Annotated in this window: 25 protein-coding genes and 1 pseudogene; 10 read left to right on the top strand and 16 right to left on the bottom strand. The window is 68.1% G+C overall.

The window, feature by feature from the left end; genetic code table 11:
• Positions 1-4: 4 nt before the first annotated feature.
• The 3 genes from VXD91_RS18210 to VXD91_RS18200 are packed head-to-tail and all read right to left on the bottom strand — an operon-like array spanning position 5 to position 2,030.
• On the bottom strand, positions 5-1,510 hold the full coding sequence (locus VXD91_RS18210; RefSeq protein WP_071285613.1) for a trehalose-6-phosphate synthase: 1,506 nt from the start codon (positions 1,508-1,510) through the stop codon (positions 5-7).
• Positions 1,507-1,671 carry a hypothetical protein gene (locus VXD91_RS18205; RefSeq protein WP_090562895.1) on the bottom strand — a complete coding sequence of 55 codons (165 nt, stop codon included), beginning with the start codon at positions 1,669-1,671 and terminating at the stop codon, positions 1,507-1,509. Before VXD91_RS18205 ends, VXD91_RS18210 begins: the two co-directional genes overlap by 4 nt.
• Positions 1,672-1,694: 23 nt before the next feature.
• Positions 1,695-2,030: an intersectin-EH binding protein Ibp1 gene (locus VXD91_RS18200; RefSeq protein ID WP_346416025.1), complete on the bottom strand. Its 336-nt coding sequence runs from the start codon at positions 2,028-2,030 to the stop codon at positions 1,695-1,697.
• A gap of 151 nt (positions 2,031-2,181) precedes the next feature.
• Between VXD91_RS18200 and VXD91_RS18195 the strand changes: the two genes are divergently transcribed.
• Both VXD91_RS18195 and VXD91_RS18190 read left to right on the top strand, forming a co-directional pair.
• Positions 2,182-3,033 carry an SDR family oxidoreductase gene (locus VXD91_RS18195; RefSeq protein WP_244872759.1) on the top strand — a complete coding sequence of 284 codons (852 nt, stop codon included), beginning with the start codon at positions 2,182-2,184 and terminating at the stop codon, positions 3,031-3,033.
• 81 nt (positions 3,034-3,114) lie between these two features.
• On the top strand, positions 3,115-3,894 hold the full coding sequence (locus VXD91_RS18190) for a hypothetical protein (RefSeq protein WP_212807186.1): 780 nt from the start codon (positions 3,115-3,117) through the stop codon (positions 3,892-3,894).
• Positions 3,895-3,905: 11 nt separating this feature from the next.
• Here the strand turns inward: VXD91_RS18190 and VXD91_RS18185 are convergent, their stop codons facing one another.
• Positions 3,906-4,583 (bottom strand): response regulator transcription factor, encoded by a 678-nt coding sequence (locus tag VXD91_RS18185; protein WP_212807185.1) that lies wholly within the window; start codon positions 4,581-4,583, stop codon positions 3,906-3,908.
• Positions 4,576-5,793 (bottom strand): histidine kinase, encoded by a 1,218-nt coding sequence (locus VXD91_RS18180; RefSeq protein ID WP_212807184.1) that lies wholly within the window; start codon positions 5,791-5,793, stop codon positions 4,576-4,578. The genes VXD91_RS18185 and VXD91_RS18180 overlap by 8 nt, the downstream gene beginning before the upstream one ends.
• A 134-nt stretch (positions 5,794-5,927) precedes the next feature.
• Between VXD91_RS18180 and VXD91_RS18175 the strand changes: the two genes are divergently transcribed.
• Positions 5,928-8,846 (top strand): RND family transporter, encoded by a 2,919-nt coding sequence (locus tag VXD91_RS18175; RefSeq protein WP_212807183.1) that lies wholly within the window; start codon positions 5,928-5,930, stop codon positions 8,844-8,846.
• A gap of 2 nt (positions 8,847-8,848) precedes the next feature.
• Here VXD91_RS18175 and VXD91_RS18170 read toward each other — a convergent pair whose 3' ends face one another.
• The 4 genes from VXD91_RS18170 to VXD91_RS18155 form a co-directional block, all read right to left on the bottom strand.
• Positions 8,849-9,397 (bottom strand): NAD(P)H-dependent oxidoreductase, encoded by a 549-nt coding sequence (locus VXD91_RS18170; protein WP_212807182.1) that lies wholly within the window; start codon positions 9,395-9,397, stop codon positions 8,849-8,851.
• A gap of 97 nt (positions 9,398-9,494) precedes the next feature.
• Positions 9,495-10,727, bottom strand: coding sequence for a cytochrome P450 (locus tag VXD91_RS18165; RefSeq protein ID WP_212807181.1), 1,233 nt, complete (start codon positions 10,725-10,727; stop codon positions 9,495-9,497).
• An 83-nt stretch (positions 10,728-10,810) separates the two neighbouring features.
• A complete protein-coding gene (locus VXD91_RS18160; RefSeq protein WP_212807180.1) occupies positions 10,811-11,455 on the bottom strand; it encodes a 3-oxoacid CoA-transferase subunit B in 645 nt (214 codons plus the stop codon).
• Positions 11,452-12,210: a CoA transferase subunit A gene (locus tag VXD91_RS18155; RefSeq protein ID WP_020100731.1), complete on the bottom strand. Its 759-nt coding sequence runs from the start codon at positions 12,208-12,210 to the stop codon at positions 11,452-11,454. Before VXD91_RS18155 ends, VXD91_RS18160 begins: the two co-directional genes overlap by 4 nt.
• Positions 12,211-12,358: 148 nt before the next feature.
• Here VXD91_RS18155 and VXD91_RS18150 point away from each other — a divergent pair, with 148 nt between their 5' ends.
• Both VXD91_RS18150 and VXD91_RS18145 read left to right on the top strand, forming a co-directional pair.
• Positions 12,359-13,114 (top strand): IclR family transcriptional regulator, encoded by a 756-nt coding sequence (locus tag VXD91_RS18150; RefSeq protein WP_346416019.1) that lies wholly within the window; start codon positions 12,359-12,361, stop codon positions 13,112-13,114.
• A gap of 42 nt (positions 13,115-13,156) precedes the next feature.
• Positions 13,157-14,056 carry an LLM class F420-dependent oxidoreductase gene (locus VXD91_RS18145; RefSeq protein ID WP_346416017.1) on the top strand — a complete coding sequence of 300 codons (900 nt, stop codon included), beginning with the start codon at positions 13,157-13,159 and terminating at the stop codon, positions 14,054-14,056.
• Between the two features lie 101 nt (positions 14,057-14,157).
• Here the strand turns inward: VXD91_RS18145 and VXD91_RS18140 are convergent, their stop codons facing one another.
• Positions 14,158-15,555 carry a DUF222 domain-containing protein gene (locus VXD91_RS18140; protein ID WP_346416015.1) on the bottom strand — a complete coding sequence of 466 codons (1,398 nt, stop codon included), beginning with the start codon at positions 15,553-15,555 and terminating at the stop codon, positions 14,158-14,160.
• A 119-nt stretch (positions 15,556-15,674) separates the two neighbouring features.
• Positions 15,675-16,337, bottom strand: a complete 663-nt coding sequence (locus VXD91_RS18135) for a VTT domain-containing protein (RefSeq protein WP_318985489.1) — start codon at positions 16,335-16,337, stop codon at positions 15,675-15,677.
• A 64-nt stretch (positions 16,338-16,401) separates the two neighbouring features.
• On the opposite strand from VXD91_RS18135, the gene VXD91_RS18130 reads away from it, so the two are divergent.
• Entirely contained in the window at positions 16,402-17,415 is a 1,014-nt protein-coding gene (locus VXD91_RS18130; RefSeq protein WP_346416013.1) for an alcohol dehydrogenase catalytic domain-containing protein, read from the top strand.
• 93 nt (positions 17,416-17,508) lie between these two features.
• On the top strand, positions 17,509-18,555 hold the full coding sequence (gene fbaA / locus VXD91_RS18125) for a class II fructose-bisphosphate aldolase (RefSeq protein ID WP_346416011.1): 1,047 nt from the start codon (positions 17,509-17,511) through the stop codon (positions 18,553-18,555).
• A gap of 91 nt (positions 18,556-18,646) precedes the next feature.
• On the opposite strand, the pseudogene VXD91_RS18120 reads toward fbaA, so the two are convergent.
• Positions 18,647-19,003 (bottom strand): annotated as a pseudogene (locus VXD91_RS18120) (DUF4878 domain-containing protein); the annotation flags it as partial.
• Between the two features lie 153 nt (positions 19,004-19,156).
• Between VXD91_RS18120 and VXD91_RS18115 the strand changes: the two are divergent.
• Positions 19,157-19,570 (top strand): DUF3151 domain-containing protein, encoded by a 414-nt coding sequence (locus VXD91_RS18115; protein ID WP_346416009.1) that lies wholly within the window; start codon positions 19,157-19,159, stop codon positions 19,568-19,570.
• Here the strand turns inward: VXD91_RS18115 and VXD91_RS18110 are convergent, their stop codons facing one another.
• The 3 genes from VXD91_RS18110 to VXD91_RS18100 form a co-directional block, all read right to left on the bottom strand.
• Complete coding sequence (locus tag VXD91_RS18110) at positions 19,571-20,458, bottom strand: cation diffusion facilitator family transporter (RefSeq protein WP_346416007.1); 888 nt, start codon at positions 20,456-20,458, stop codon at positions 19,571-19,573.
• A gap of 99 nt (positions 20,459-20,557) precedes the next feature.
• Complete coding sequence (locus VXD91_RS18105) at positions 20,558-21,331, bottom strand: site-2 protease family protein (protein WP_346416006.1); 774 nt, start codon at positions 21,329-21,331, stop codon at positions 20,558-20,560.
• 9 nt (positions 21,332-21,340) lie between these two features.
• Complete coding sequence (locus VXD91_RS18100) at positions 21,341-21,898, bottom strand: peptidase M50 (RefSeq protein WP_346416096.1); 558 nt, start codon at positions 21,896-21,898, stop codon at positions 21,341-21,343.
• 171 nt (positions 21,899-22,069) lie between these two features.
• Here VXD91_RS18100 and VXD91_RS18095 point away from each other — a divergent pair, with 171 nt between their 5' ends.
• Together VXD91_RS18095 and VXD91_RS18090 are read left to right on the top strand one after the other, a co-directional pair.
• On the top strand, positions 22,070-23,359 hold the full coding sequence (locus tag VXD91_RS18095; protein ID WP_020100685.1) for an adenylosuccinate synthase: 1,290 nt from the start codon (positions 22,070-22,072) through the stop codon (positions 23,357-23,359).
• A complete protein-coding gene (locus VXD91_RS18090; protein WP_346416004.1) occupies positions 23,356-24,003 on the top strand; it encodes a PaaI family thioesterase in 648 nt (215 codons plus the stop codon). Before VXD91_RS18095 ends, VXD91_RS18090 begins: the two co-directional genes overlap by 4 nt.
• Here the strand turns inward: VXD91_RS18090 and VXD91_RS18085 are convergent.
• A complete protein-coding gene (locus tag VXD91_RS18085) occupies positions 24,000-25,973 on the bottom strand; it encodes an MMPL family transporter (RefSeq protein ID WP_346416002.1) in 1,974 nt (657 codons plus the stop codon). The two genes, VXD91_RS18090 and VXD91_RS18085, sit on opposite strands and share 4 nt — an antisense overlap.
• Between the last annotated feature and the right edge of the window lie 56 nt (positions 25,974-26,029).

Below are 26,029 nucleotides of genomic sequence, written 5' to 3'. Positions count from 1 at the left end.
TGCGTCAGTCGCGGGTGTGCGACAGGGCGTCGAGGAACGCCCGGGCCCAGCGGTCGACGTCGTGGGCCAAAACCTGCCGACGCAGCGCGCGCATGCGACGTCGTCCCTCTTCGGGGGACTGGGTCAGGGCGTCGGCAATGGCGTCCTTGACCCCGTCCAGGTGGTGCGGGTTGGTCAGGTATGCCTGCCGCAATTCCTCTGCGGCGCCGGTGAATTCGCTCAGCACGAGGGCGCCGCCGAGGTCGCTGCGGCACGCCACGTACTCCTTGGCCACCAGGTTCATGCCGTCGCGCAGCGGCGTCACCAGCATGACGTCGGCCGCGACGAAGAACGCGATGAGTTCCTCGCGGCCGATCGCCCGGTGCATGTAGTGCACCACCGCGTGACCGACCTCGCTGTACTCGCCGTTGATATGCCCGACCTGGCGCTCGATGTCTTCGCGCATGACCTTGTAACTGTCCACGCGCTCGCGGCTCGGAGTGGCCAGCTGGACCAGTACGGTGTCGTGCCGGTTGGCCCGGCCTTCGGCGAGCAGCTCCGAGAACGCGCGCAGCCGCACGTCGATGCCCTTGGTGTAGTCCAGCCGGTCCACGCCCAGCATGATCTTGCGTGGGTTGCCCAGCTCATCGCGGATTTGACGGGCGCGCTGCCGGATGGTGCGGCTGCGGGCCTGCGCGTCCAACGCCGCCGAGTCGATCGAGATGGGGAACGCGCCGACCTTGACCGTGCGGCCGTCGTGGCTCACCTCGCCGAGCCGGGACCGGACACCGATGGTGTGACGCGATGTGTTGGCGTCGAGCAGTCGACGGGCCAGCACCAGGAAGTTCTGCGCGCCGCCGGGCAGGTGGAAGCCCACCAGGTCGGCGCCGAGCAGGCCTTCGATGATCTCGGTGCGCCACGGCATCTGCATGAACAGCTCGACGGGCGGGAACGGGATGTGCAGGAAGAAGCCGATGGTCAGATCAGGACGCAGCTCCCGGAGCATCTTGGGGACCAGCTGCAGCTGGTAGTCCTGCACCCAGACCGTCGCGCCCTTCGCCGCGATGCGCGCAGTGGCCTCGGCGAAGCGCTGGTTGACTGCGACGTAGGCGTCCCACCAGTGGCGGTGATAGATGGGTTTGACGATGACGTCGTGGTACAGCGGCCACAGCGTCGCGTTGGAGAAACCCTCGTAGTAGTCGGCGATCTCGTCGGCCGACATCTTGACCGGGCACATCGTCAGCTCGTCCTGGACGATCAGCTCTTCGTCGCTGTCGGCGACGCCGGGCCAGCCGATCCAGGCGCCGCGCTGCTTGCGCAGCAGCGGCTCCAGTGCGGTGACGAGCCCGCCGGGGCTGCGTTTCCAGGTGACGGAGCCGTCGGGGAGCCGTTCCATGTCGACGGGCAGCCGGTTGGCGACCACTACGAAGTCGGAGTTGCCCACGGGCTTCGCGGCGGACTTACCGCCCTTGGAGGATTTGGGACTCGCGGTGGACGCCGCAGAAGCGTCGTTGCCTCCGCGGGCCGTCACGCGTCGAGCTTCGTGGGCCCGATACCCAGCATGGACAGGAACATGCGACATTCGTCGGCGTCGTTGGCGTACGCGGCCACGACGCGGCGGGCCTGACGGGCGGTGCTGTCGGCCAGGGGCTCCACGTCGCCGATATCGGCGGGATCAGTTTTTGCAGGCATTACACAACCTTAGGCGACTGTTGTTACGGGCTGGAACTCACCGACGAGTGCGGCTGTACCTCGGGCACCTGTTCCTCCGAGAGGCCGATGCATTCGCCGGTGTTGTGGCCGGTGCAGGGAATGCCGTTGATCTCGCCGAGCTGGTTCGTCGGCGCCTGTACCGGCGGCGGCGCCTGGTCGTTGCCGCCCTCGAAACAGGAGCCGCTGACGGGGTTTTCCGTCATGCCGGGCGGGCAGTTGGTCTCCCCGAGCAGTGCGGCGGGCACGGGGCCGCTCAGGGCGAATACGGCGGGTGCGGCGACTGTCGCGAAGGCGAAGCCGCCGGCCACCAGGAGGCGTCGCTGGATCTGAATGCTCATCGCGTCACGCTTTCGTTGGCGAAAATTTCAGCGTACGCCCGCGTGCTGTGCCGCGAACGGGAAAATTGGCCGCTCGACCAGCGTTGTGTACAACTTTTGAAAAGTGTATACAAGACGTGTTCCCCGTTGATCTGTCCAGAGGAGTACGTCGGTGCAGTTTTCAGTCCAGGGTTGGCTGACAGATCGGACGGTGTTGATCACCGGCGGTGGCAGCGGCATCGGTAAGGCCATCGCGCAAGGAGTGGTGGCCGCCGGCGGCAACGCGCTCATCGTGGGCCGCACCGAGGCCACGTTGCAGTCCGCCGTCGACGAGATCTCCGCCTCCGGGGGACCGGGCGCCATCCGCTTCCAGACCGCCGACGTCACCAACGAGGACGACGTCGCCAGCGCCGTCGCGACCGCGGCCGCGTGGAACGGCAAGCTCTCCGGTGCCGTGCACTGTGCCGGTGGCTCGCTGACCGTCGGGCCCGTCACTCACCTGGATTCGGAGATGTGGCGCCAGACCGTCGACCTCAACGTCAACGGCAGCATGTACGTCGTCAAGCACACCGCGCGGGAAATGGTGCGCGGTGGCGGCGGCTCGTTCGTCGGCATCTCGTCGATCGCGGCGAGCAACACCCACCGCTGGTTCGGGCCGTACGGCGTCACCAAGTCGGCGCTCGATCACCTCGTGCAGCTCGCGGCCGACGAGCTCGGTGCGTCCTGGGTGCGGGCCAACAGCATCCGTCCTGGCCTGATCCGCACCGATCTGGTGGCGGCCAGCATCTTCGAATTCGAGCCGCTGCGTGAGGATTACAAGCAGTGCACACCGCTGCCCCGGGCCGGTGAGGTCGAGGACGTCGCCAACCTGGCGCTGTTCCTGCTCAGCGACGCATCGCAATGGATCACCGGTCAGCTGATCAACGTCGACGGTGGTCAGAAGCTGCGCCGCGGCCCGGACTTCTCGGCCATGATGGAACCGATGTTCGGCGCCGACGCCATGCGCGGGGTGTTCGCCGACTGAGGCCGTACCCGGCGTCCGCGCAGGGCCCGTGGCCGGTTTTTGGCGTCAAACCCCGGCATTGGCTGTGCTTACGATCGACGAATGACGCAGCCCCCGTACCCGCCGCCCGGCTATCCAGGGCCTGGACAGCAGTACGGGCCGCCGGCTCCGCAGTGGCCGGCGGCGGCACAGCCGGGCGCCGGTAATCAAGGGCCGCAACCCTATTGGCAAGCTCCGTATGGCCAGGCGCCGTACGGTCACGTCCCGCAGGGCCAGTGGTCGCACTATCCGCCACCGCCCAAAAAGACCACCGGCCGCATTATCGGTGTCGTCGCCGCGATCTTCGCCATACCGGTGGTCATCGCGGCGATTGTCGGTATCACAGCGGGCGTTCGGGGCGAACCGCCGATTACTGCGAACACGGCCGACGATTTCAAGGCCGTTTGTAAGAACGGTTCGGTGAGCAATGCCGCCGACTACCAAAAGCCGTACAAGGTCGTCACGTTCTACGAGTCGGTGACCGGGTGGTCGGCAGTGACCTTGCTGGGGGCCGGAGCAGACTATTCCGGGGCCAATTTGCCGCCTTCGTCGATCAATGTCGTCGCGTGCCTGTCGCGGCAGTCGGCTACCGAGAAGAAAGAGGGCACCTGCGAATACGACAGCGGGGGCGACAAGGACCGCGTGAGTCGCTACTCGGTCGACTACGAAGTGGAGTTGCGCGAGGCCAAAACTGGCAAGCGAATCAAGAGTCTCGGTTCGGTGAGAGGCCCTTCGACCAGCTGCCCGGTAGTGGCTTTGTACAACGGCTCGAACCACAAAATGTACGGCTACCCCGATAAAGACCAGCTGGATGCGAAGTTGAAGGAATTCGCCGCCGGGTAGATGAGTAGCCGCTACTTCGGCGCCACCACGCCGTGGTCGTAGGCGTAGACGATGGCGGCCGCCCTGTCCCGCAGGTCGAGCTTGGTGAAGATGCGCCCGATGTGGCTCTTCACCGTCACCTCTGAGATGACCAGGCGGTCGGCGATCTCGGCGTTGGTCGCGCCGGAACCGATCAGCTGCAGCACGTCGAGCTCGCGAGCGGTGAGCCGGTCGACCACGTCGTCCGACGGTGCGCCGGGCGCGCGCCGGTAACCGTTCAGCACCCGGGCGGTGACGGCCGGGTCCAGGTACGCCTCACCGCGTGCGACGGCGTGCACGGCCCGGATCAGTTCCTCGGCCGGTGAGTCCTTGAGGACGAAGCCCGACGCCCCCGCGCGCAGCGCCGCGGACAACAGGTCGTCGTCGTCGAAAGTGGTGAGCGCCAAGGCCGGTGGACCGCCGCCTGTGCGCAAGGCGCGGATGGCGTCGACACCACTGACGCGCTTCATCCGCAGGTCCATCACCACCACGTCGGGACGGCACCGGAGCACCTCGCGCGGCACCTCGTCGCCGTCGGCACATTCACCGACGATGGCGAAGCCGTCCTTGCGGCGCAGGATCCGGCGCAGGCCCGAGCGGACGAGTTCCTGATCATCGACCAGCAGGACGTCGACGGTGGCACCGTCTTTCAGTACCGCACCGTCAGTCATGACGAACCTCGGTGCGTGGCATCAGGATTCGGTGCATGGCGCAGTGCCCGGTGGTGGCGGGTGCGACCGGCACGCGGGCCTGCACGGTCCAGCCTTGCGGTCCAGGGCCGGCTTCGAACTGCCCGTCGAGGGTTTCGATGCGCTGCCGCATGCCGGGCAGCCCTGCGCCCTGCTTCACCGCGGCCACGGGGCCTGGCAGGGAATTGCGCACCGACAGATCGGCGACACCTTCATCGAGGCGGAGCCGCAACTCAACGGCCGAAGTTGGTGCGTGTTTAGCGATGTTGGCCAACGACTCCTGTGTGACCCGGAAGAGCGCCAGCCCGACTCCCGCGGTGACGTCCGCCTCGTCGGCCTCCAGACGCGAGTCGACGCGCAGGCCCGCCGAGGCGAAACTCTCGACGAGCTCAGGGATATCGGACAGCCCGGGCTCGGGTGTGGCGCGTAGTGGTGTGATGTCGCCTGCGCTGAGCAGACCGACAGTCTGCCGGATGTCCGACATGGCTTGTCGTCCCAGGCGCTCGGCGTCGAGCAGGCCGTCAACGGCGTCGTCGATGTCGTTGTCCTCTTGCAGGGCGCGCCGGGCACCGGTCAGATGCAGCATCGTGACCGACAGCGAGTGCGCGATCACGTCGTGTACCTCGCGGGCGATCCGTCGGCGCTCGTCTGCCGCCGCCTGCTCGGCGAGGGCAACTTGGCGCTCGCGTTCGTGCAGGACCAGTCGCTGTTGCAATTGCAGGATTCGGCCGATCATTGCGGCCAGCGGCAGGAACGCGACATAGAGCAGCGGTGTGACGAGGTGGCCGGTGTGGGATGCGACGAGCAATAGCACCGCAGATGCTGCGGCGACGATGAGACCGTCTCGCCACGAACTGAGGGCAAAAATCTCGCCGAGCACGAACAGCAGCAGACACGGCGCGGTGTCGTTGCTGACCGGCGGCCACGACATCAGTACTGCCACTGCGGACAAACCGAAGGCCGCGGCGGCCAACGGGGGCGGTTTCACACCGATGAAGATGAACACCACGATCGGGGCCAGGGCAAGCAAACTGGCGACGACGAGCAGCCACGGACGTGTGAAGTCACGCTGCACCGCTGCGGCGCCGAGGGCCATCAGGGTGCCGCTGTACATCACTACCGGCACGGTGAAGGGGTAGTCGTAGGGCACAAGGGCGCGCCGACGCAGCGCGAAGTCACGGAGCCGGCCCATACCGCCAGCGTAGAGCCGGTGCCGGGTTTTACACATCATTCGCGGGACGGCTCGGGCCTCCTACCACGGTAGGAGGCCCGGTCTCGTCCGCAGCACGACGTTTACGGGCCCTGGTCGCTCGTAGTTTCGGACGCATGTGGGACGTCATCGCAAGATTCTGCAGCCGCTTCGCGGTCCTGATCATCGGATTGTGGGTGCTGGCCGCGGCGGCAGGCAATCTGCTTGTCCCGCAGGTGGAAAGCACGGCGCACAATCACGCGCGGGGCTTCCTGCCCGCCGATGCCCCGGTGAACCTCGCCGGCGTCCAGATGGACGAGCAGTTCCACGACGGATCCGGCGGCAATCTCAATTACCTGGTGCTGGAGGGTGATCGCCCGCTCGGTGCGCCGGAGCGGGCCTACTACGACCGCCTGCTGAGCACGTTGCGCGCCGACACCGAGGATGTGGATTCGGTGATGGACCTGTGGTCCGACCCGGTGACGGCGGCCGGCGCGCAGAGCACCGACGGCAAGGCTGTCTACACGATGCTGCGGATTCGCGGCGAGCTCGGCGCCGCCAAGGCGAACGCCGCGCTGGATGCGGTGCGGCGGATCGTCGCGGCTGCGCCGGCACCCGCGGGCCTGCACGCCTACGTCACCGGACCCGGCGCCACCATCGCCGACGAGCTCAGCGCGATCGACAAGCAGATGCTGATGATCACCGGTGTCACGGTGGTGCTGATCGCGGTGCTGTTGTTCGTCGTCTACCGCTCGGTGATCACGTCGGCGATCCCGCTGTTGACCGTCGGCCTGGGGCTCGGGGTCGCGCGGGGTGTCGTGGCGTTCCTGGGGGAGCGGGACGTGATCGAGGTGTCGATCTTCTCGGTGTCGCTCCTGGCCGCGATGGTGCTCGGGGCGGCAACGGATTACGGCATCTTCCTGCTGGGCCGCTACCACGAACAGCGCCGCGCCGGGGTCGACCACGAGGACGCGCTGGTGATCGCGAACCGCAGCGTCGCGCCGGTGATCGCCGCGTCAGGTCTGACCATCGCGGCGGCGCTGTCATGCCTGCTGTTCGCCCAGGTCGGCATGCTGCGCAGCGCCGGATTACCCTGCGCCATCGGCATTCTCACCGGGATGTTCGCATCGCTGACGTTGTTGCCGGCGTTCATTGGGCTGGCCGGCCGGCATGGCCTGGCGCAGCCGCGAAGCCGTGCCGCGGCCAAGGTGCCCGGCCGGAGCTGGCGCCGGGTCGGGACGGTCGTCGCCCGGTGGCCGGGACCGGTACTGGTGGCCTCGTCGGTGATTCTCCTGGTCTGCGCCATCCCGCTCGCCGGTATCCGGCTGGGCTTCGATGAGCTTGCCGCACAACCTGATTCCACCCACGCCAACCGGGGCTACCAGGCCATGGACCGGCACTTCCCGCCCAACCGGCTGCTGCCCGAGATCGTGTCCATCGAGACCGATCACGACCTGCGTAACCCGGCGGGCGTCATCGCGGTCGAACGGGTGACGCGGAAGATCATGGAGATTCCCGGCATTCGCATGGTGCAGTCGGCGTCACGGCCGGCGGGGTCGGTGCCCGAGCAGGCAGCGTTGACCGACCAGGCCGGCACCATCGCCGACCAGCTCGACGACGGGGTGGCCCAGCTGAGCAAGCGGCTCGGCGCCGTCAACCAGCTGTCCGCGACGTTGGACCAGTTCTCCTCGGCGATAACGCAATTGCAGAACGGGCTGGGCGGCAGCGTCCGCGGTCTCGGGCAACTCGGCTCGGGGATCGACGCCATGCACGGCGGCATGCAGCAGTTGCGGGACAACGTCACCTCGGTGTCGCAGTACATGGATCCGTTGCGCGGCTTCACGAACGCCAACCCGAATTGCGCGGCCGATGCCATCTGCTCGCTGGTGCTCAAGGTGGTCGAGCCCATGGATTCGGTGGTGGCGGCCACCGGCACCCTGACCGACAGCACGCGGCAGTTCGGCGCCGGGACCACGGACATGGCCAGGTCGCTGACGGGTGCGCAGGCGTCGGTGCGCTCGATGCGCGCCGCCGTCGACCAACTCGGCGCCGTCACAACACAATTGACCAAGACGGTGGGCGAGACCCGGGGCATGTTCTCCGGGCTGACGGACTACCTGCGCGGGGTGCGGGCCGACTTCCAGGACAGTGGCTCGGGCGGCTTCTACCTGCCGCAGCGCGCGTGGCAGGACCCGCGGTTCCAGCGCGCGGCCGGGTTGTACTTCGCGCCCGACGGCCGGTCGACGCGCCTGCTCGTCTACGGTGACGGCAAGGTGTTCGGCACGGACGGCGCGCTGCGCTCGCCCGAAATCCTGACCGCGGTCCGGGAGGCCACGAAAGAGGGCACGCTGGTCCGAAACACGGTCTTTGTCACCGGTTTCGGCACCGGCACGGCGGAGCTTCGCGGCTATGTGTCGGACGACTTCCTGTTGCTCGCGGCTGTCGCGTTGGCGCTCGTGTTCTTGATCATCCTGATCATGCTGCGCAGCCCGGTGGCGGCCGCGGTGGTGATCGGCACCGTCGTGGTGTCCTACGCCTCGGCGCTCGGGGTCAGCAGCTTCATCTGGCAGGACCTCTTGGGCAAAGACCTCCACTGGGCGGTGCCGTCGATCGCGTTGATCGCGTTGGTGGCCGTCGGCGCGGACTACAACCTGCTGCTGACCATGCGGCTGCGCGAAGAGGTGAGTCGGCCGGACGCGGGTTTGAAGACGGGCATGATCCGGACGTTCGGCGGTACCGGCGGCGTGGTGACCACGGCCGGAATCGTCTTCGGCATCACCATGTTCGCGATGCTGTCCAGCGACGTGCTGAGCATCGAACAGGTCGGCACCACCATCGGCGTCGGACTGCTGATCGACACCCTGATCGTGCGGACGTTCGTGGTGCCCGGCATCGCGGGGCTGCTCGGGCGGTGGTTCTGGTGGTCGCCGGTTCCGCTGGTGCGTGGCGTGGTGTCCCGGACGTTCACGCGCCGGCCGTCGCGACCGCGGCGGGACGTGCCGTTGATCGCCGGCACGGCGCCGGGCCGAGAAGTGTTGCAGGGCGCGGCGGGCTGAGTTCAGCCGGCCACTTTCGCGGTCAATGTGATCAGCTGGTCGAACAGCCCTGCCAGTTCTCCGGCACGCCGCTCCAGCGGGGTGAAGCCATCGGCGCCGAACTCGGTGAACAGCGACAACGACACCTGGGCACGGACGTCGAGCATCTGGAAGTTGGCGACGATCTGTCGCCACTGCTCCACGGCGCGCACCCCGCCGTCGGCGCCGTAGGAGACGAAACCCACTGTCTTGCCGAACCATTCAGAACCGAGGGAGTCCACAGCGTTCTTGAATGCGCCCGGGACGCCATGGTTGTACTCCGGGGTGACGAAGATGAACCCGTCGCAGGCGTCGATCGCCGCGCTCCACCGCTGCACGTTCTCGGACTCGTACTGTTTCTTGGCCGCGGCCGGCACCGTCGCAGCCGTGAGCAGCGGCACGTCGAAGGTCTTCAGGTCGATGAGTTCGAACTGGGCGTCGTCGCGGTGGGCGGCCTGCTCGGCCACCCAGTCGCCGACGCCGGCACCGCTGCGCCCATCCCGAATCGATCCCACGATGATGCCGATCCTCATGAAGTGCTCCTCTTCTGCGTCGTGACCCCGACCCCGGCTCCTGACAGCCTGCCGAACTCGGAGTACCCGCGCGGAAGAATCGCAACCACTCACATGATCAGTGCCCGGCGTCGAACTCCACCGGCAGCGTCTGCGGCCCACTGACCGCCATCAGCGGCTTCCATGGCGCCGGACCCGTGCGGCGAATGTTCGGCATCCGCTGCGTCAGCACCGTGAGCGCTCTGACCAGTTCCAACCGCGCCAGATGCGAGCCGAGACAGTAGTGCACGCCGCCGCCGAAGGTGAGCATCGGCTGCGCATCACGCCGGGTGATGTCGAACTGATCGGGATTTTCGTATACCTGCGGATCCCGGTTCGCCGCAGCGGTATTGGCGACGACGAGTGAGTCCCGCGGGAAGAAGTACCCCGCCAGCTCCACATCTTCGGTGACATATCGCGGCACATTGAGGACGATCGGCGCGAACCGCATGACTTCATCGACTGCCTGGGGCACCAACTCGGGATGCGTGGCGAGTAGCGCCCATTGGTCGGGGTGATCACAGAAGGTGTCCACGGCAGCGGCCAGTTGATTGCGCGTGGTATCGGTGCCCGCCGCAAGGATTCCCATGGACAGCATGAGCAATTCGGGATGGCTGAGCCGGTCGCCGTCGTCCTCCGCGCGGATGAGGGCGGACAGCAGGTCGTCGGTCAGCGTGGTGCGACGCTCCGTGATCATCGCGTCGATGTAGTCGTCGAATTTCTGCCAGGCCGTGAGGATTTCCGATTCGTGTGCGGCCACATCCCACCAGAACATCTTGAAGATGTCGTCGGTCCAATCCGAGATCATCCGCCAGTCGGTGCGCGGCACGCCGAGCAGCGCGCAGATCACCGGGATCGGGTACGGCTGGGCGACGTCGGCGACGATGTCGCAATTGCCCACGGCGGCAACGGGATCGACCAACTCGGCCAGGACGGCGTCGATCAGCGGATCCAGCCGGCCGACGGCCTTGCTGGTGAAGGCCTTGCACACCAGCTTCCGGAGCCGCGTGTGCTCTTCGCCGTCGAGACTGAGCAGCGCACTGCCGATGCGGTCCCAGAGCGGACCGCCGGTGACGCCGCGCGGGACCAGCCCGCGCACGCCGGGCTCATGAAAGCGCGCGTCGCGCAGCACCGTACGGACCAATTCGTAGCTCAGTACCTCAGGTGCGTGCGGGCCGGTGGCCACGGCTCCCTGCCGGCGGACCTCTTTGATCATCCGGTGTGCGGTTGCCGGGTCGTCGACGGCTTCGTAGTCGATGACCGGAAGGCCGGCGTCCAAGACGCTGACAGGATGGCTGGCGGCGATGGTCATCGATGTCTCCCTCGGTTTCGATAGAAGTCACTATCGGGCCGAGGAGGGCGACAACACATCAGCCGAACGGCGTAATTGACTACCTAGTCGAGCTGCACTGTCAGCTCGGCGCCGGTCGCTGCGATGACATCGTCGACGCTCACGCCGGGGGCGGTCTCGCGCAGGATCAGCGTGCCGTCGCCGGGCACGTCGATGACGGCCAGGTTGGTGATGATCCGGTCGACCACACCCTGACCCGTCAGCGGCAGTGTGCAGACCGGGACGATCTTGGGGTTGCCGGCCTTGTCGGTGTGCTCCATGAGCACGATGACGCGCGAGGCGCCGTGCACCAGGTCCATGGCGCCACCCATGCCCTTGACCATCTTGCCGGGCACCATCCAGTTGGCCAGGTCACCGGTGCGCGAGACCTCCATGCCGCCGAGCACCGCGGTATCGATGTGGCCGCCGCGGATCATCCCGAACGACAGCGACGAATCGAAGTACGCCGCACCGGGATTCACCGTCACGGTTTCCTTACCGGCGTTGATGAGGTCGGGGTCGACGTTGTCTTCGGTGGGGTACGGGCCGGTGCCCAGGATGCCGTTCTCCGAGTGCAGCGTGACGTGCACGTCGCCCGTCAGGAAGCCGGGGATCAACGTCGGCAGGCCGATGCCGAGGTTGACGTACTCGCCGTCGATCATGTCGGCCGCGGCCCGCGCGGCCATCTGGTCACGGTTCCAGCCGGTCATTTGGCATCCTCTCGCACCGTGCGCTTCTCGATCTGCTTGTCCTGCGGTCCGGTGTGCACGATGCGCTGTACGAACACGCCTGCCAGGTGGACGTCGTCGGGGTCGATCTCCCCGGGCTGCACCAGTTCCTCGACCTGGACGATGGTGATCCGCCCGGCCATCGCGGCCAGCGGGTTGAAGTTGCGTGCGGTCTTGTTGAAGACCAGGTTGCCCGCGGTGTCGGCGCGCAGCGCGTGCACCAGCGCGAAGTCGGCGTTGATCGACTCCTCGAGCACGTAGCGCTTGCCGTTGAATTCGCGAATCTCCTTGGGCGGCGAGGCAACAGCGACGGAACCGTCGGCCGCATAGCGCCACGGCAGACCGCCGTCGGAGACCGGGGTGCCGACGCCGGCCGGGGTGTAGAACGCCGGGATCCCGGCACCGCCGGCGCGCATCCGCTCGGCCAGGGTGCCCTGCGGCGTGAGCTCCACCTCGAGCTCGCCGGACAGGTACTGGCGGGCGAACTCCTTGTTCTCGCCGACGTACGAGGCGGTGACCCGACGGACCTTGCCGAGGCCCAGCAGCACGCCGAGGCCGACGCCGTCGACGCCGCAGTTGTTCGAGAACACCTCGAGGTCGGTGGCGCTCGACGCGGCGATGGCATCGATGAGTTGGTCGGGGATGCCGCACAAACCGAATCCGCCGACAGCCAGCGTGGCGCCGTCACCGATGTCGGCGACCGCTGCGGCGGCCGAGGCGTACACCTTCGAGGTCATGACACTCCGTTCATCCAGTAAACGCGTGACCCACTCAACACGGCACGCCGCTGACAAGGCAAGTCTCTGCTCGAAGCTGGTCGAATGTGTTCACATGGTGAGCATTGACGCCATGTGCGTTCACTGGATGAACGCCTAGGATGTGGTGATGACCGGTCCGAATGTCGTCGCCCGCGTGGGGGCGATGCTGCGGGCAGTGGCCACGGCCGAACCCGAAGGCGCCTCCACCACCGAGCTCGGAAAACTGGCGGGGCTGGCCCGGCCGACGGCACACCGGCTGCTCACGGCGCTGGCCGACGAACATCTGGTCAGCCGGGATCAGAAGACCGGCCGCTGGTCACTCGGACCCGAGCTGTATCTGCTCGGGGTCGGTGCGGCCCAACACCACGACGTGACCGATCAGGCGCGTGCGGTGGTGACGCGGCTGGCACGCGAGACCGGCGAGAGTGCGTTCTTCTCGGCCCGTCGCGGCGATCAGACCGTGTGCGTACTGAGCGAGGAGGGCAGCTTCCCGTTGCGCTCGCACGTCCTGCAGGTCGGTATCCGGTTTCCGCTCGGGGTGGCCAGCGCCGGGCTGGCGATCCTCAGCCACCTACCGGCCGCGGACGTCGACGACTACTTCTCCCGCGAACAGCCGGAAACCAATTGGGGGCCAAATCATTCCGAAGCGGCCATCCGCAAGCGCATCGAGCAGACCCGGCGCGCCGGCTATGCCGTCAATCCCGCGCTCCTGGTGGAAGGCAGCTGGGGCATGGCGGCCGCGGTGTTCGACCGACGTGGCCTGCCCGGCTGGGCCCTGAGCCTCACCGGTGTCGAGACCCGGTTCCGTGCCGGGCGTCGACGTGAACTGGGGCGGCTGCTTCTCGAGCAGGCTCACGAGCTGTCGGGTCGGCTGCAGGGGTGACCCCGCGTCGCCGTCCGGGTGGCGGTAGGCGATTGTGGACTGGTGACTGAACGCGCGCGCATCGACTTTCCGTCCCGCATCGGCGTCTGGTGGGCCAGCGACAGCTGGGCCATGCCGGACGCTCAGGCTGTGGCCCGCGACATCGAAGCCATGGGCTACGGCTCGTTGTTCCTGCCCGAAACCGTCGGCAAGGAATGCCTCACTGAATCGGCGGCGTTCCTCGCGGCCACCGACCGGCTGGTGGTCGGTACGGGCATTGCCAACATTCACGTGCGCCTGCCGTCGGCCGCCGAGGCCGGTGCCCGCACGCTGACCGCGCTGTACCCGGGACGGTTCGTGCTGGGCCTCGGCGTCAGTCACGGCCCGCTGGTGGAGCGGGGGATGGGCGGCACCTATGAAAAGCCGCTCGCGACGATGCGCAGCTACCTGGAGCGCATGGCCGCCGTGCCGGAGGTCATCGAACCCGGGGTGGGCCGGCCGCCCCGACTGCTTGCGGCATTGGGCCCCAAGATGATCGAGCTGTCGGGCAGCCAGGCCGACGGTGCGCATCCGTACCTGGTCCTGCCGTCGGCCACTGCCACGACGCGGGAAATCCTCGGGCAGGACAAGTGGATCGTCTCCGAGCAGGCCGTCGTCGTCGGCGGTGATGACGCCGAACAGCTGCGCCGCGCGCACGATCACCTGAACGTCTACAGCGGCCTGCCCAACTACCGGAACTCGTGGCTGCGCCAGGGCTTCGACGAGAGCGATCTGGTCCGTGGCGGATCCGAACGACTGGCCCGCGCGCTGGTCGGGATGGGTAGCGTCGAGGACGCAGCGGCGAAGGTGAAGGCGCACCTCGATGCCGGCGCCGACCACGTCGTCGTGCAGATGCTCGGCGAGCATCCGACCGCCGACCCGCGGCCGGGCCTGCGCGAGCTGGCCGCAGCCTTGGGGCTGTAGGTCGGCTGCCGGTTGGACCGGCCTGCCAGGGTGCGCTTCAGTCCGTCCCCGGTAAGGCGACCATCAGCGCCGCAGCGAAGGGTTTCTGCTGCGTCGGCCAATCAGTTTGTTGCACAGTCACTTTCGCCGCCATCATCGCCACTCTCCTGTGGGTAGAGGGTGGGGTGCCAGTAGTGGTTGGTTCGGGGTTGGCCGACGTCCAGTGGTGGTGGTGGGGTCCAGTGGGCGCGGCCGTTGACCATGGTGGTGTGCCAGCCGCCGGTGTCGGCGAGGCGGTTGTCGCAGCCGCAGGCCAGGGCGAGGTTGGTGATGTCGGTGGGGCCATCATCGCGCCAGTCGGTGTCGACGTGGTGGGCTTGGCAGCGGGTGGCGGGGGCGGTGCAGTTGGGTTTGGTGCAGCCCAGGTCGCGGGCGAAGAGGGCGAATCGTTGGGCGACGGTGGCGGTGCGACGCGCTCGGCCCAGGTACAGCGGTTGTTCGGTGTGGTCGTCAAAGACGACGAGGTAGTGGTCGGCGCCGCGGGCAGCCATGCGGAGGAGATCGCGGATCGGTAACCGGCTGCCGGTGAGGGTGAGTGCGTGGCCGGTGCCGCGCTCCAAGTCGGCGACGGTGCAGGTGGCCGCGATGGCCACAGGTAGGCCGTTGTGGTCGCCGAGGTCGGTGCCGAGGGCGATGCGGCCCATGGCGGCCAGGGCGTCGTGGTTGCGTTGGTCGGTGCTGCGGGTGTCGTGGTCGATCTGGGCCTGGGTGGGGGTGCCGGATTGGCAGGGTGTGGGGTCGGCGGGGTTGCACATGCCGGGGGCGCCGAGTTTGTCGTGGACTGCTTCGAGGGTGGCGCGTGCTTCGGGGTCGAGCCAGCCGTCCACTTTGGACATGCCGTCGGGTTGTTGTTTACCGATGCGGAAGCTGCGTTTGCGGGCGCGTTCGGCGTCATCGGGCAGGGGGCCGTCCTGATCGAGCAGGTACAGCAGGGCCTCGGCGGCGGCGCGCAGTTCTTCGGGGGTCTGGTGCCGCGCCCCAGCGACGAGGGACTGTTCGAACTGTGAACTGGTGGTGGGGTCGATCCAGCCGGGGAGTTTGTTGATGAACTGGCCGATCACTTTGACGTGCTCGGTGTTGATCGCGCCGTCGGCCTGGGCCGCGGCGACGAACTCCCACAGCGGCGGCAGCGGTTCGCCGGTCAGCCCGGTGCGGGCCGCCAAATGCTGGGCGTCGCGGACCTGGCGGTGGGCTTCGGTGGTGTCCAGGCGCAGCCGGATGCGCAGCACCTCGGCCCAGTTTTTCGCGCCCAGTTCTCGGGCCGTGACCTGAGACTGCGCCGCAACCAAGATCCGGTGATCGACCGCCTCGGCGGCGCACCTCAACCTCTCGCGGCGGGACTTCAATTCCAACAATGTCGCCACGTCCAGGCCGGTGTAGTCCAGGGATGCGAGCCGCGCGTGCGCCGCCTCGTAGGCGGCGTACGCCTCCTCGACAGCGGCTGGATCGGTCAATCCCATACATCGAACATTAGTTCGAATCACCGACAAGAAGCCGCCGGAAATGTGACGCTAGTTACCTACCGTGACCAGCGCTAACAAAGTGACCAAAGTTTTTCGAACCCGACCGTCGGGCCGGCTCAGCCCTCCGTCGCGGCGGCCTTGCGCCGCTTGTACCACTCCCAGATCATCGGCGTGATGGACGCGACGAGGATCAGGATGAAGATCGGCTCGAGCAGCTTCTGCACGATCGGGAACTGCCCCAGCCAGTAGCCCAGCAGCGTGATGCCGCAGCCCCACACGATCGCGCCGATCACGTTGTACAGCGTGAAGGCGCCATAACCCATCCGGGCGGCGCCGGCGGTGATGGGTGCCAGGGTGCGCACGATCGGCACGAAGCGGGCCAGCAGGATCGCGAACGGTCCGCGTTCCTCGAAGAAGGTGTGCGCCTCATCGAGGTACTTCTGCTTGAGGACGCGGGCGTCGGGCTTGAACATCGAGGTACCGAGGAAGCGTCCGATGAAGTATCCGACCTGCCCGCCGAGGATGGCCGCAACGGGGATGGTCACCATCAGCAGCCAGATGTTGAAGTTGGCCTGGGCGGCGACCTCGGCCTGGGCGGCGGTGCCGGCGGCCAGCATGCCCGCGACGAACAGCAGGGTGTCGCCGGGCAGGATCGGGAACAGCACGCCCGACTCGACGAAGATGACGACCAGCAGTCCGACCAGCGCCCACGTGCCGAAATAGGCGATGAGCTTCACCGGATCCATGAAGTCCGGCATGAGCGACAGCGTGCTGATCATGGGGTCAACATACCGGTGTGTGTTGGCTGTTCCCTTAACCGCACATCGCCCATAAGGTCGGCGCATGGCCACTCACAGGGCAGTTCACGTTGCGCAAGCCGACGGCCCGCTCGCACTCGCTGACGTCGACACCGTCTCGCCGCCGCGCGACCACGTCCGCATCGAGGTCGCCGCGTGCGGGGTGTGCGGCACCGACCGCGAGTTCCACGCGGGGCACTTCCCGGGACTTTCGTGGCCGATCACCCTCGGCCACGAGATCGCCGGCACCGTCGCTGAACTGGGCGACGGCGTCGAAGACTTCGTCGTCGGCGACCGGGTGGCGGTGGGCTGGTTCGGCGGCAACTGCAACCGCTGCGTCCCATGTCGACAGGGCCATTTCATGCAGTGCATACGCATGGAGGTGCCGAGCTGGCACTACCCCGGCGGATACGCCGAATCGGTCACGGCGCCCGCGACCGCGCTGGCCCGAATCCCGGACGAGTTCTCGTTCGCCGAGGCCGCCCCGATGGGCTGCGCGGGCGTGACGACGTTCAACGGGCTGCGCAAGACGCGCGCCAAGGCCGGCGACCTGGTCGCGGTGATCGGGATCGGTGGCCTCGGCCACCTCGGCGTGCAGTTCTCCCGGGCGATGGGCTTCGAGACCGTCGCGATCGCGCGCGGGCCGGAGCGTGAGGCCGCCGCCAAGGAGCTCGGCGCCCATCACTACATCGATTCGAACGCCTCGGACGTCGCCGCCGAACTGCGGCGCCTCGGTGGGGCGACCGTCGTGCTCGCGACCGCCGCGAGCTCGACGGCAATGGCCGCCACGGTTGCCGGGCTCGCGCCCGAGGGGCAGCTCGTGACGGTCGGTGTCACGCCCGAGGCCCTGCCGATCAGCCCGCTCGACCTCATCAACGGTGGCTTCTCGGTCATCGGGCATCCGTCCGGCACCTCACGCGATATCGAGGAGACGCTGCACTTCGCCGCGCTGACGGGCGTGCGCGCCGTCATCGAGGAACGGCCTCTCGCGCAGGCCGCCGAAGCTTTCGACCGGATGAACAGCGGCCACGCGCGCTACCGGATGGTCTTGACCGTCTGACCGCATGAGCTGTCGGGTGTCCCCCGGTGCCGCACTTCAGCTTCGCGTGACTGACATACTGGCCCAGACTGCAGGTTCGCCGAGAGGAAAAACATGCCCATCGCCACGCCCGAGGTCTACGCGGAGATGCTGGCCCGCGCCAAGGAACACTCCTTCGCGTTCCCGGCCATCAACTGCACGTCGTCGGAAACCGTCAACGCGGCGATCAAAGGTTTCGCCGACGCCGGTAGCGACGGCATCATCCAATTCTCCACCGGCGGCGCCGAATTCGCCTCCGGTCTCGGAATCAAGGACATGGTCACCGGTGCCGTCGCGCTGGCCGAGTTCGCCCACGTCGTCGCTGCCAAATACGACATCACCGTCGCGCTGCACACCGACCACTGCCCCAAGGACAAGCTCGACGGTTTCGTCCGGCCGCTGCTGGCCATCTCGGCCGAGCGCGTCGCCCGCGGCGAGAACCCGCTGTTCCAGTCGCACATGTGGGACGGCTCCGCGGTGCCGATCGACGAGAACCTGGAGATCGCGCAGGAGCTGCTGAAGCTGACGTCGGCCGCCAACATCATCCTCGAGGTCGAGATCGGCGTCGTCGGCGGTGAAGAGGACGGCGTCGAGGCCGAGATCAACGAGAAGCTGTACACCAGCTCCGAAGATTTCGAGAAGACCATCGACGCGCTGGGTTCCGGCGAGAACGGCAAGTACCTGCTGGCCGCCACCTTCGGCAACGTCCACGGTGTCTACAAGCCGGGCAACGTCAAGCTCAAGCCCGAGGTGCTGGCCGAGGGGCAGAAGGTGGCCGCCGCCAAGCTCGGTCTGCCCGCCGGCTCCAAGCCGTTCGACTTCGTGTTCCACGGTGGCTCGGGCTCGCTGAAGTCCGAGATCGAGGACTCGCTGCGCTACGGCGTCGTGAAGATGAACGTCGACACCGACACCCAGTACGCGTTCACCCGTCCGGTGGCGGCGCACATGTTCACCAACTACGACGGCGTCCTGAAGATCGACGGCGAGGTCGGCAACAAGAAGGTCTACGACCCGCGCAGCTACCTGAAGAAGGCCGAGGCCTCGATGACCCAGCGCGTCATCGAAGCGTGCAACGACCTGCACAGCACGGGCCGCAGCGTCTCCGCGGGGCTCGGCAAGTAGCCAAAGCTGGACACCGCCGACTGGCCGGTCATGACGCAGGAATCGCGAAACCCTGTGTCGTGACCGGCCATTCGGCGTTCATGGCCGAGTGGCCGCGCGTGAGGAGCACCGTGCCCAGCACCGCGACGGCGGCGATGGCCGCGATCACCAGCACCAGTGCGATGACCCAGCCCCAGCTGCGACGGTCCTTCGGTGGCTTGACGGCGCCGGGGATCACCTGCGGCGCGGCGGGCGGCATCAGTTCGGTTTCCGGATCCGGCAGCGGCGTGATGATCTGCGTCTTGCCGTCGAAGCCCGACGGCGCGGTGAAGCGCCGCACCGGGATCGTCGGGTCGGTCGCTGGATCTGCGGGCTCGAAGATCTCGGTTGCCGCCGCGGCGTCGTCGCCTGTCGAGGCAGCGCGCTGATCGGCATCACGACGGCCGTCCGGTCCCGTCGGGTTCGACATGGCGGCTGGGTTCGACATGGGGGTGACTGTCCTCCCGAGATCAGATCGCGCACTGGGGCCGATGCGTCCTGGAGCAGGCCGCGACGTCCTACCTGGAGCTTAATCTCCCGCCTGCGGGATCTCCGTGAGCGGCCGCACGGCACAATGGCGTTCATGACGCGAATGGGTGATCTGCTGGGTCCGGAGCCGGTGTTGCTGCCTGCCAACTTCGAGGCCGAGGACGCTCTCGCCGCCGGTAAATCGCCGACCGACGTTGCTGCGGCGCAGCCGACGGCCTCTGTCGCGTGGGCCGCCCTCGCCGAGGCCGCGCTGGCCGACGGTCAGACCATCACTGCCTACGCCTACGCGCGTACCGGTTACCACCGCGGCCTGGATCAGCTGCGTCGCAACGGCTGGAAGGGTTTCGGCCCGGTGCCGTTCGCGCACGAACCGAACCAGGGCTTCCTGCGCTGCGTGGCAGTGCTGGCGAAGGCGGCGGAATCCATCGGCGAGCAGGACGAGTACCTGCGCTGCCTGGACCTGTTGGACGACTGCGATCCCGCGGCGCGCGCCGAGCTGGGTCTCTGACTAGTCCATCTCGCAGTGGCAGTCGCCGGCCGGCGGCTCCACCTGAACGGTGGCGTGGTCCAGCCCGCGGGCGGCCAGCACGGCGCGCGCCGACTCGAGGACGCGTGCCGAATCCGCCGCGGACGTCAGGTGGGCGGTGGCCATGTCCTTGCCGGGCACCAGGGTCCACACGTGCAGGTCGTGCACATCGGTGACGCCGTCCACGGCGGCCAGCGCTTCGCGCAGCTCGTCGACGTCGATGTGGCGGGGTGAGGACTCGGACAGGATCCGCAGCGCGGCGCGGGCCAGCGCGATGGCGCGCGGCAACACCCACAGCGCGACCAGGACGGCGACGACGACGTCGGCGTACGGCCACCCCGTGGTGACGTTGACGATGCCCGCGATCAGGACGCCGACGCTGCCGACGGTGTCGGCGACGACCTCCATGTAGGCACCCTTGACGGCGAGGCTGCTGTCGGCGTCGGAGCGCAGTAGCAGTACCACGACCAGGTTGGCGAGCAGCCCCGCGAGGGCGACGACGATCATCGGCACACCCGGGATCCCCGGCGCGTTGCCGATGCGCTCGACGGCCTCGTAGAGGATGAACGCCGCGACGCCCATCAGCAGGACGGCATTGGCGACCGCGGTGAACACCTCGGCGCGGTGCCAGCCGTAGGTGCGGGCGGCGGACGTCGACCCGCGGCGGGCGAGGAGGACGGCGCCCAGGCCCATGAACATCGCGACCAGGTCGGTCAGCATGTGGCCGGCGTCGGCCAGCAGCGCGATCGAGTTGATCAGCAGCGCGGTGGTCAGCTCGATGACGAAGAAGACGCTGAGTACGGCTGCGGCGATGATCATGCGGCTGGCGCGTGCGTTCGAGCCATGGCTGTGGTCGTGTCCGGCACCCATGCCAGCAATATATGCAGAACTCTGCATATGTCGCAAGGCGCCCTGGGATTTGTGCACGATTTTCCGCGGTCAGCGCGGAAAATCGTGCACAAATCCCTGCTACCAGGCGGACCAGAAGCGAGTCAGGGCGCTGCCGATCATCGCCAGGCGCGGCGGCACGCCGGTGAGGCTGACGGCGGAGTACACGACGTTGAAGAACAGCCGGTTGAGCTCGGGGACGATCAGCAGCAGCATCAGGATCAGGAAGCCCCACTGCCGAGCGGGGAGCAACGCGCGTTGCGTGTCGGCGCTCAGGTGCGGTTCCAGCGCGCCGTAGCCGTCCAGCCCCGGAATGGGCAGCAGGTTCAGGAACAGCGCCGTCACCTGCAGGAAGCCCAGGAAGGCCAGCCCCGCCCAGAACACCGGATGGTCGTTGTCGAACAGCACCGCCGTCGCGACCAGCAAGATGACGGCGAGCACCAGGTTGGCGAACGGACCGGCCAGGCTGACCAGCGTGCGCTGCCGGGGCGTCATGTACTCGGTGCGCACGTACACCGCGCCGCCGGGCAGGCCGATGCCGCCGAGGGCGATGAACAGTGCCGGCAGCCCGAGTGACAGCAGCGGGCTGGCGTACTTCGCGGGGTTGAGCGTGAGATAGCCGCGCAGCTCGACATCGCGGTCGCCGAACCGCCAGGCGGTGTAGGCGTGGCCGAATTCGTGCAGGCACAGCGAGACCGTCCACCCCGCGATGACGAACACGAAGACGCCGGCATAGGCCAGCGGCCGGACCTCGGCGCCGCAGAACCAGGCCAGAGCGCCACCGGCGACGGTCAGGGCCACGATCGCCCAGAAGACAGGGCTGGGACGGACGGCGCGCCGCACAGGCATGGTCATGACTGCAAACTAGCCGACCCGCAGCCAACCCTGGATATGGCGGTAGAACGCCGACCGGCGCGCCGGACGGGCGGCCGCCACGCCGTCGCGCTCAACCAAAACTCCGGTGCTGCCGAGTTGCGCGGCACGACCGGCGACCCAGCCCCGCCCCGGCCCCGAACGCCCGGCCCCGAGGGCCCGCGCGCGCAGCCCCGGCATGCCGGGCAGGGGTTCGATGACGACGCCCGCGGACTCGCCGTCGAACAGCACGGTGTCGTCGACGACGGCCTCTCCGGTGATGGCGTCGCCGCCCGACGGCAGCCACCGCGCGGACCGCACGATCACCGCGCCGGTCTCGTCGCGGATGAGCGGAACGCGTTGGGCGACACCGTCTCTGGCGCGGCGCGCGGCACCGAGCCCACCGCGGGTCAGGGGTGGGACGAAGCCGACCTCGACGTCGAGCCGGTCGTCGCGCAACAGCCGGGCCAGGGTGGCCGACAGGTCGGCGTGGTCGCCGACGACGATGATCCGGACCGTGCCGTCGGGGATCGTCGGAGCGCCGTCCGGGGGCACCTGGAGAGCCGTCAGATCCGCCAGTGCGCGGGGTGTCCGGCGGTCGCCGAAGACCAGCGCCACGACCCGGCCGGAAACCTCGCCGGAGGCCTCTCTGGCGGTCAAGGCCTCTCCTCTCGTCCTGCTGGGATAAGGTTGCTCACCGGCTGCCACTGTATTCAGGCAGGTAATGCGGGAGGCAAAACGATGCCGGCAATCGTGCTCATCGGGGCCCAATGGGGTGACGAGGGCAAAGGTAAGGCCACCGATCTACTCGGTGGACGTGTGCAATGGGTGGTCCGCTACCAAGGCGGCAACAACGCCGGGCACACGGTGGTACTGCCCACGGGGGAGAACTTCGCGCTCCACCTCATCCCCTCGGGCATCCTGACACCCGGGGTCACCAACGTCATCGGCAACGGTGTCGTGGTCGACCCTGGTGTGCTGCTCAGTGAGCTCTCCGGGCTCGAGGACCGCGGTGTGGACACCTCGAAGCTCATGATCTCGGCTGACGCGCACCTGCTCATGCCGTACCACGTGGCCATCGACAAGGTCACCGAGCGGTACGCGGGCAGCAAGAAGATCGGCACCACCGGTCGCGGCATCGGTCCCTGCTACCAGGACAAGATCGCGCGCATCGGTATCCGGGTCGCCGACGTCCTCGACGAGGAGCAGCTGGCCGCCAAGGTCGAGGCCGCGCTGGAGTTCAAGAACCAGGTGCTGGTCAAGATCTACAACCGCAAGGCGCTCGACCCGGCCGAGGTCGTCGAGAGCCTGCTGCAGCAGGCCGAGGGCTTCAAGCACCGCATCGCCGACGCCCGGCTGCTGCTCAACCAGGCGCTGGAACGCGGTGAGACCGTGCTGCTGGAAGGCTCGCAGGGCACCCTGCTCGACGTCGACCACGGCACCTACCCGTTCGTGACGTCGTCCAACCCGACGGCGGGCGGCGCGGCCGTCGGTTCGGGCATCGGCCCCACCCGCATCACGACGGTGCTGGGCATCCTGAAGGCCTACACGACCCGTGTGGGCTCGGGTCCGTTCCCGACGGAGCTGTTCGACGAGTACGGCGCCTACCTGTCCAAGACGGGCGGCGAGGTCGGCGTGACGACCGGCCGGGCCCGGCGCTGCGGCTGGTTCGACGCCGTCATCGCCCGGTACGCGACTCGCGTCAACGGCATCACCGACTACTTCCTGACCAAGCTCGACGTGCTGTCCAGCCTGGAGACGGTGCCGATCTGCGTCGGCTACACCGTCGACGGCAAGCGCACCGACGAGATGCCGATGACGCAGGCCGACATCGCCCGCGCCGAGCCGATCTACGAAGAACTGCCGGGCTGGTGGGAGGACATCTCCGGGGCCCGCGAGTTCTCCGATCTGCCGGCCAAGGCGCAGGACTACGTCCTGCGGCTCGAGGAGCTCTCGGGCGCCCACGTGTCGTGCATCGGCGTCGGTCCCGGCCGGGATCAGACGATCGTGCGCCGGGACATCCTCGGGTGACCCACGGGGCGAGCGAAGCGACGGGGAAAACCGAAGGCTTCATCGACCAGCACGGCGGATTCCCACGATTCGAGGTTGCCGACCCCGGTCCCGGCTTCGGCCGCTTCCTCGAGGGCATGCGGCGGCTGCAGGACCTGGCGGTCTCGGCCAACCCGGACAGCGACACCTGGGACGACGCCGCCGATCGCGTCGAGGAACTCGTCAAGCTGCTGAAGCCGTTCGAGGCGGCCGAAGGTGTCGGCCCGGCCATCCGGGTGCCGTCGCTGCCGGGTGCCGGCAGTCTGCTGATGCCGCCGTGGACGGTCACCAAGTTCTCGCCCGAGGGCGTCGAGATGGAGGTCGAGTTCAGCCGGTACCACGTGGGCGGCAACTACGCCGTGCACGGCGGGGTGCTGCCGCTGCTGTTCGACCAGGCCTTCGGCATGCTGATCCACGCCGTCAATCGACCGATGAGCCGTACGGCGTACCTGCACGTCGACTACCGCAAGGTCACGCCGATCGACACGGTGCTGACCGCCAAGGCCCACGTCACCGAGGTCGACGGCCGTAAGACGTTCGTCGCGGCCGAACTGTTCGACCCCGAGGGCAACCTGCTGGCCGAGGCCAACGGCCTGATGGTCAGCCTGCTGCCCGGCCAGCCCTAAGGTTCGGCGCGCAGCGCGGGCCACCAGATGCGGGGCCCGATGAGTGTGAACAGCGCCGGGATGATCACGGTGCGCACCACGAAGGTGTCCAGCAGGATGCCCAGGCCGACGATGATGCCGAGCTGCGTCAGCACGATCAGCGGCAGCACGCCGAGCACGCAGAACACCGCGGCCAGCACGATGCCGGCACTGGTGATCACCGCGCCCGTCGCCGACACCGCGCGCACGATGCCCTGCCGGTTGCCGAACTCGGGCGTCTCTTCCCGGGCCCGGGTCACCAGGAAGATCGTGTAGTCCACACCGAGCGCGACCAGGAACAGGAACGCGAACAGCGGGGTCCCATTATCCAGCGCGGGAAATCCGAACAGGTGGACGCTGGCCCAGCCACCGAGGCCCAGCGCGGCCAGCGCACTGAGCACCGTCACCGCTACGAGCAGCAGCGGGGCCAGGGCCGAGCGCAGGAGCACGTACAGCACGACGAGGACGACCAGCAGGATCGCCGGGATGACGATCTTCCGGTCGTGTTGCGCTGCCGCCGCGGCATCGCGGGCCTGTGCGTCGGGGCCGCCGACGACTGCTTGCGCATCGATCTGGTGCACCGAGTCGCGAAGGGCGTCAATCGTTTTGAATGCCTCCGGGGAAGCAGGCGCGGCAGCCAGCACCACCGACCACTGCGTCAGGCCCGACGCCGAGCGCCCGGCCGGCGTCGCCGACACCACGCCAGGGGAGTGGGTGATGACGTCGGCGACCGCGGGGTCCGCTGCGATGACGGTCGTGGGATTCGTCAGGCCGCTGGGGAAGTGCGCGGCCAGGGTGTCATAGCCGGCTACGGACTCGGCCTGCACCCGGAACTGCTGGGTCTGGGACAACCCGATGGGCAGATTCACCAGCCCGACGCACAGCGCGGCCAAGCCCGCCAGCGCCACGGTGGCGACGCGGCCCGGCCGGCGGGACACGCCTGCTGCGACGCGGTGCCAGACGCCGCTCTCGGTGAGCGGCATGGCGTGCGAACCGGTTTCGGGGATGAAGGGCCAGAACAGCCGGCGGCCGAACAATCCGAGCAGCGGCGGCAGCACCAACAGGACGAACACCGCGGCGACCACGAGGCCTGACGCGGCCTGTACTCCGAGGCTGCGGTTGCTCGGCGCCGAGGCGAGTAGCAGAGTCAGTAGGGCCAACACGACGGTGGCGTTGCTGGCGATGATCGCTGGGGCTGCGGCGCGCCACGCCACCCGCAGCGCGTCCCGGTGATCGCTGCGCCGGCTCAGTTCCTCGCGGTACCGCGAGATCAGCAGCAGCGCGTAGTTGGTGCCCGCGCCGAACACCAGCACGCTGGTGATACCCGCCGTCGAACCATCCGGGTTCAGGCCCGTCGCTGTGGCCACCGCGGTTCCGACGACCGCGCCCACCTGATCGGCGAACCCGATGACCAAGAGTGGGATCAGCCAGAGGATGGGAGAGCGGTACGTGACGATCAGCAGCAGCGCCACGACCGTCGCGGTCACCGCGAGCAGCGTGAAGTTCGCTCCGGCAAAGGAATTGGCGATGTCGGCGCCGAACGCCGGCCCGCCCGTCACCTGAGCCCGCAATCCCTCGGGCAGTGCGGCCGATACCTGCGACCGCAACTCGTGGACGGCGTCGCGGAGACCGAAGCCGGACAGGTTGGCCGCCAGCGGCGCCACCCGCACTGCCGCTCTGCCGTCTGCGGATACCCGGGCACCCGCTCCGGCCGCGGAGATGTCGGCCGGGGTCAAGGGCGCGTCGTCCGTACGGGAGACGACGACGATCGCCGGCGCGGTCTCACCACCGGGGAACTGTGCGCGTAGTGCGTCGGCGCGGGCGGATTCCGCGCCGGCCGGCACGGCCACCGGTGACTGCGATGCCGAATCTCCGGCGCCGAACAACGCCATGGCGGCGCCGGAGAGCATCAGGACGATCAGGGCCACGGCCCAGGCGACTCGAGTGGACACCTGGAAAATATTTCAGATACTTAACTATTAATCAACTGAACATCGCGGGCGCTATG

The organism is Mycobacterium sp. SM3041, from assembly GCF_039668335.1.
GTDB lineage: Bacteria > Actinomycetota > Actinomycetes > Mycobacteriales > Mycobacteriaceae > Mycobacterium.
Note: the sequence above shows the minus strand (reverse complement) of the source record. Positions and strands in the feature narration are given on the sequence as shown.

Excerpts from the sequence above, each read along its gene's own strand:
- VXD91_RS18205 (WP_090562895.1), bottom strand. The coding sequence starts at position 1,671 with ATGCCTGCAAAAACTGATCCCGCCGATATCGGCGACGTGGAGCCCCTG.
- VXD91_RS18200 (WP_346416025.1), bottom strand. The coding sequence starts at position 2,030 with ATGAGCATTCAGATCCAGCGACGCCTCCTGGTGGCCGGCGGCTTCGCC.
- VXD91_RS18190 (WP_212807186.1), top strand. The coding sequence starts at position 3,115 with ATGACGCAGCCCCCGTACCCGCCGCCCGGCTATCCAGGGCCTGGACAG.
- VXD91_RS18185 (WP_212807185.1), bottom strand. The coding sequence starts at position 4,583 with ATGACTGACGGTGCGGTACTGAAAGACGGTGCCACCGTCGACGTCCTG.
- VXD91_RS18180 (WP_212807184.1), bottom strand. The coding sequence starts at position 5,793 with ATGGGCCGGCTCCGTGACTTCGCGCTGCGTCGGCGCGCCCTTGTGCCC.
- VXD91_RS18175 (WP_212807183.1), top strand. The coding sequence starts at position 5,928 with ATGTGGGACGTCATCGCAAGATTCTGCAGCCGCTTCGCGGTCCTGATC.
- VXD91_RS18170 (WP_212807182.1), bottom strand. The coding sequence starts at position 9,397 with ATGAGGATCGGCATCATCGTGGGATCGATTCGGGATGGGCGCAGCGGT.
- VXD91_RS18165 (WP_212807181.1), bottom strand. The coding sequence starts at position 10,727 with ATGACCATCGCCGCCAGCCATCCTGTCAGCGTCTTGGACGCCGGCCTT.
- VXD91_RS18160 (WP_212807180.1), bottom strand. The coding sequence starts at position 11,455 with ATGACCGGCTGGAACCGTGACCAGATGGCCGCGCGGGCCGCGGCCGAC.
- VXD91_RS18155 (WP_020100731.1), bottom strand. The coding sequence starts at position 12,210 with ATGACCTCGAAGGTGTACGCCTCGGCCGCCGCAGCGGTCGCCGACATC.
- VXD91_RS18150 (WP_346416019.1), top strand. The coding sequence starts at position 12,359 with ATGACCGGTCCGAATGTCGTCGCCCGCGTGGGGGCGATGCTGCGGGCA.
- VXD91_RS18140 (WP_346416015.1), bottom strand. The coding sequence starts at position 15,555 with ATGGGATTGACCGATCCAGCCGCTGTCGAGGAGGCGTACGCCGCCTAC.
- VXD91_RS18135 (WP_318985489.1), bottom strand. The coding sequence starts at position 16,337 with ATGATCAGCACGCTGTCGCTCATGCCGGACTTCATGGATCCGGTGAAG.
- VXD91_RS18130 (WP_346416013.1), top strand. The coding sequence starts at position 16,402 with ATGGCCACTCACAGGGCAGTTCACGTTGCGCAAGCCGACGGCCCGCTC.
- fbaA (WP_346416011.1), top strand. The coding sequence starts at position 17,509 with ATGCCCATCGCCACGCCCGAGGTCTACGCGGAGATGCTGGCCCGCGCC.
- VXD91_RS18115 (WP_346416009.1), top strand. The coding sequence starts at position 19,157 with ATGACGCGAATGGGTGATCTGCTGGGTCCGGAGCCGGTGTTGCTGCCT.
- VXD91_RS18110 (WP_346416007.1), bottom strand. The coding sequence starts at position 20,458 with ATGGGTGCCGGACACGACCACAGCCATGGCTCGAACGCACGCGCCAGC.
- VXD91_RS18105 (WP_346416006.1), bottom strand. The coding sequence starts at position 21,331 with ATGACCATGCCTGTGCGGCGCGCCGTCCGTCCCAGCCCTGTCTTCTGG.
- VXD91_RS18095 (WP_020100685.1), top strand. The coding sequence starts at position 22,070 with ATGCCGGCAATCGTGCTCATCGGGGCCCAATGGGGTGACGAGGGCAAA.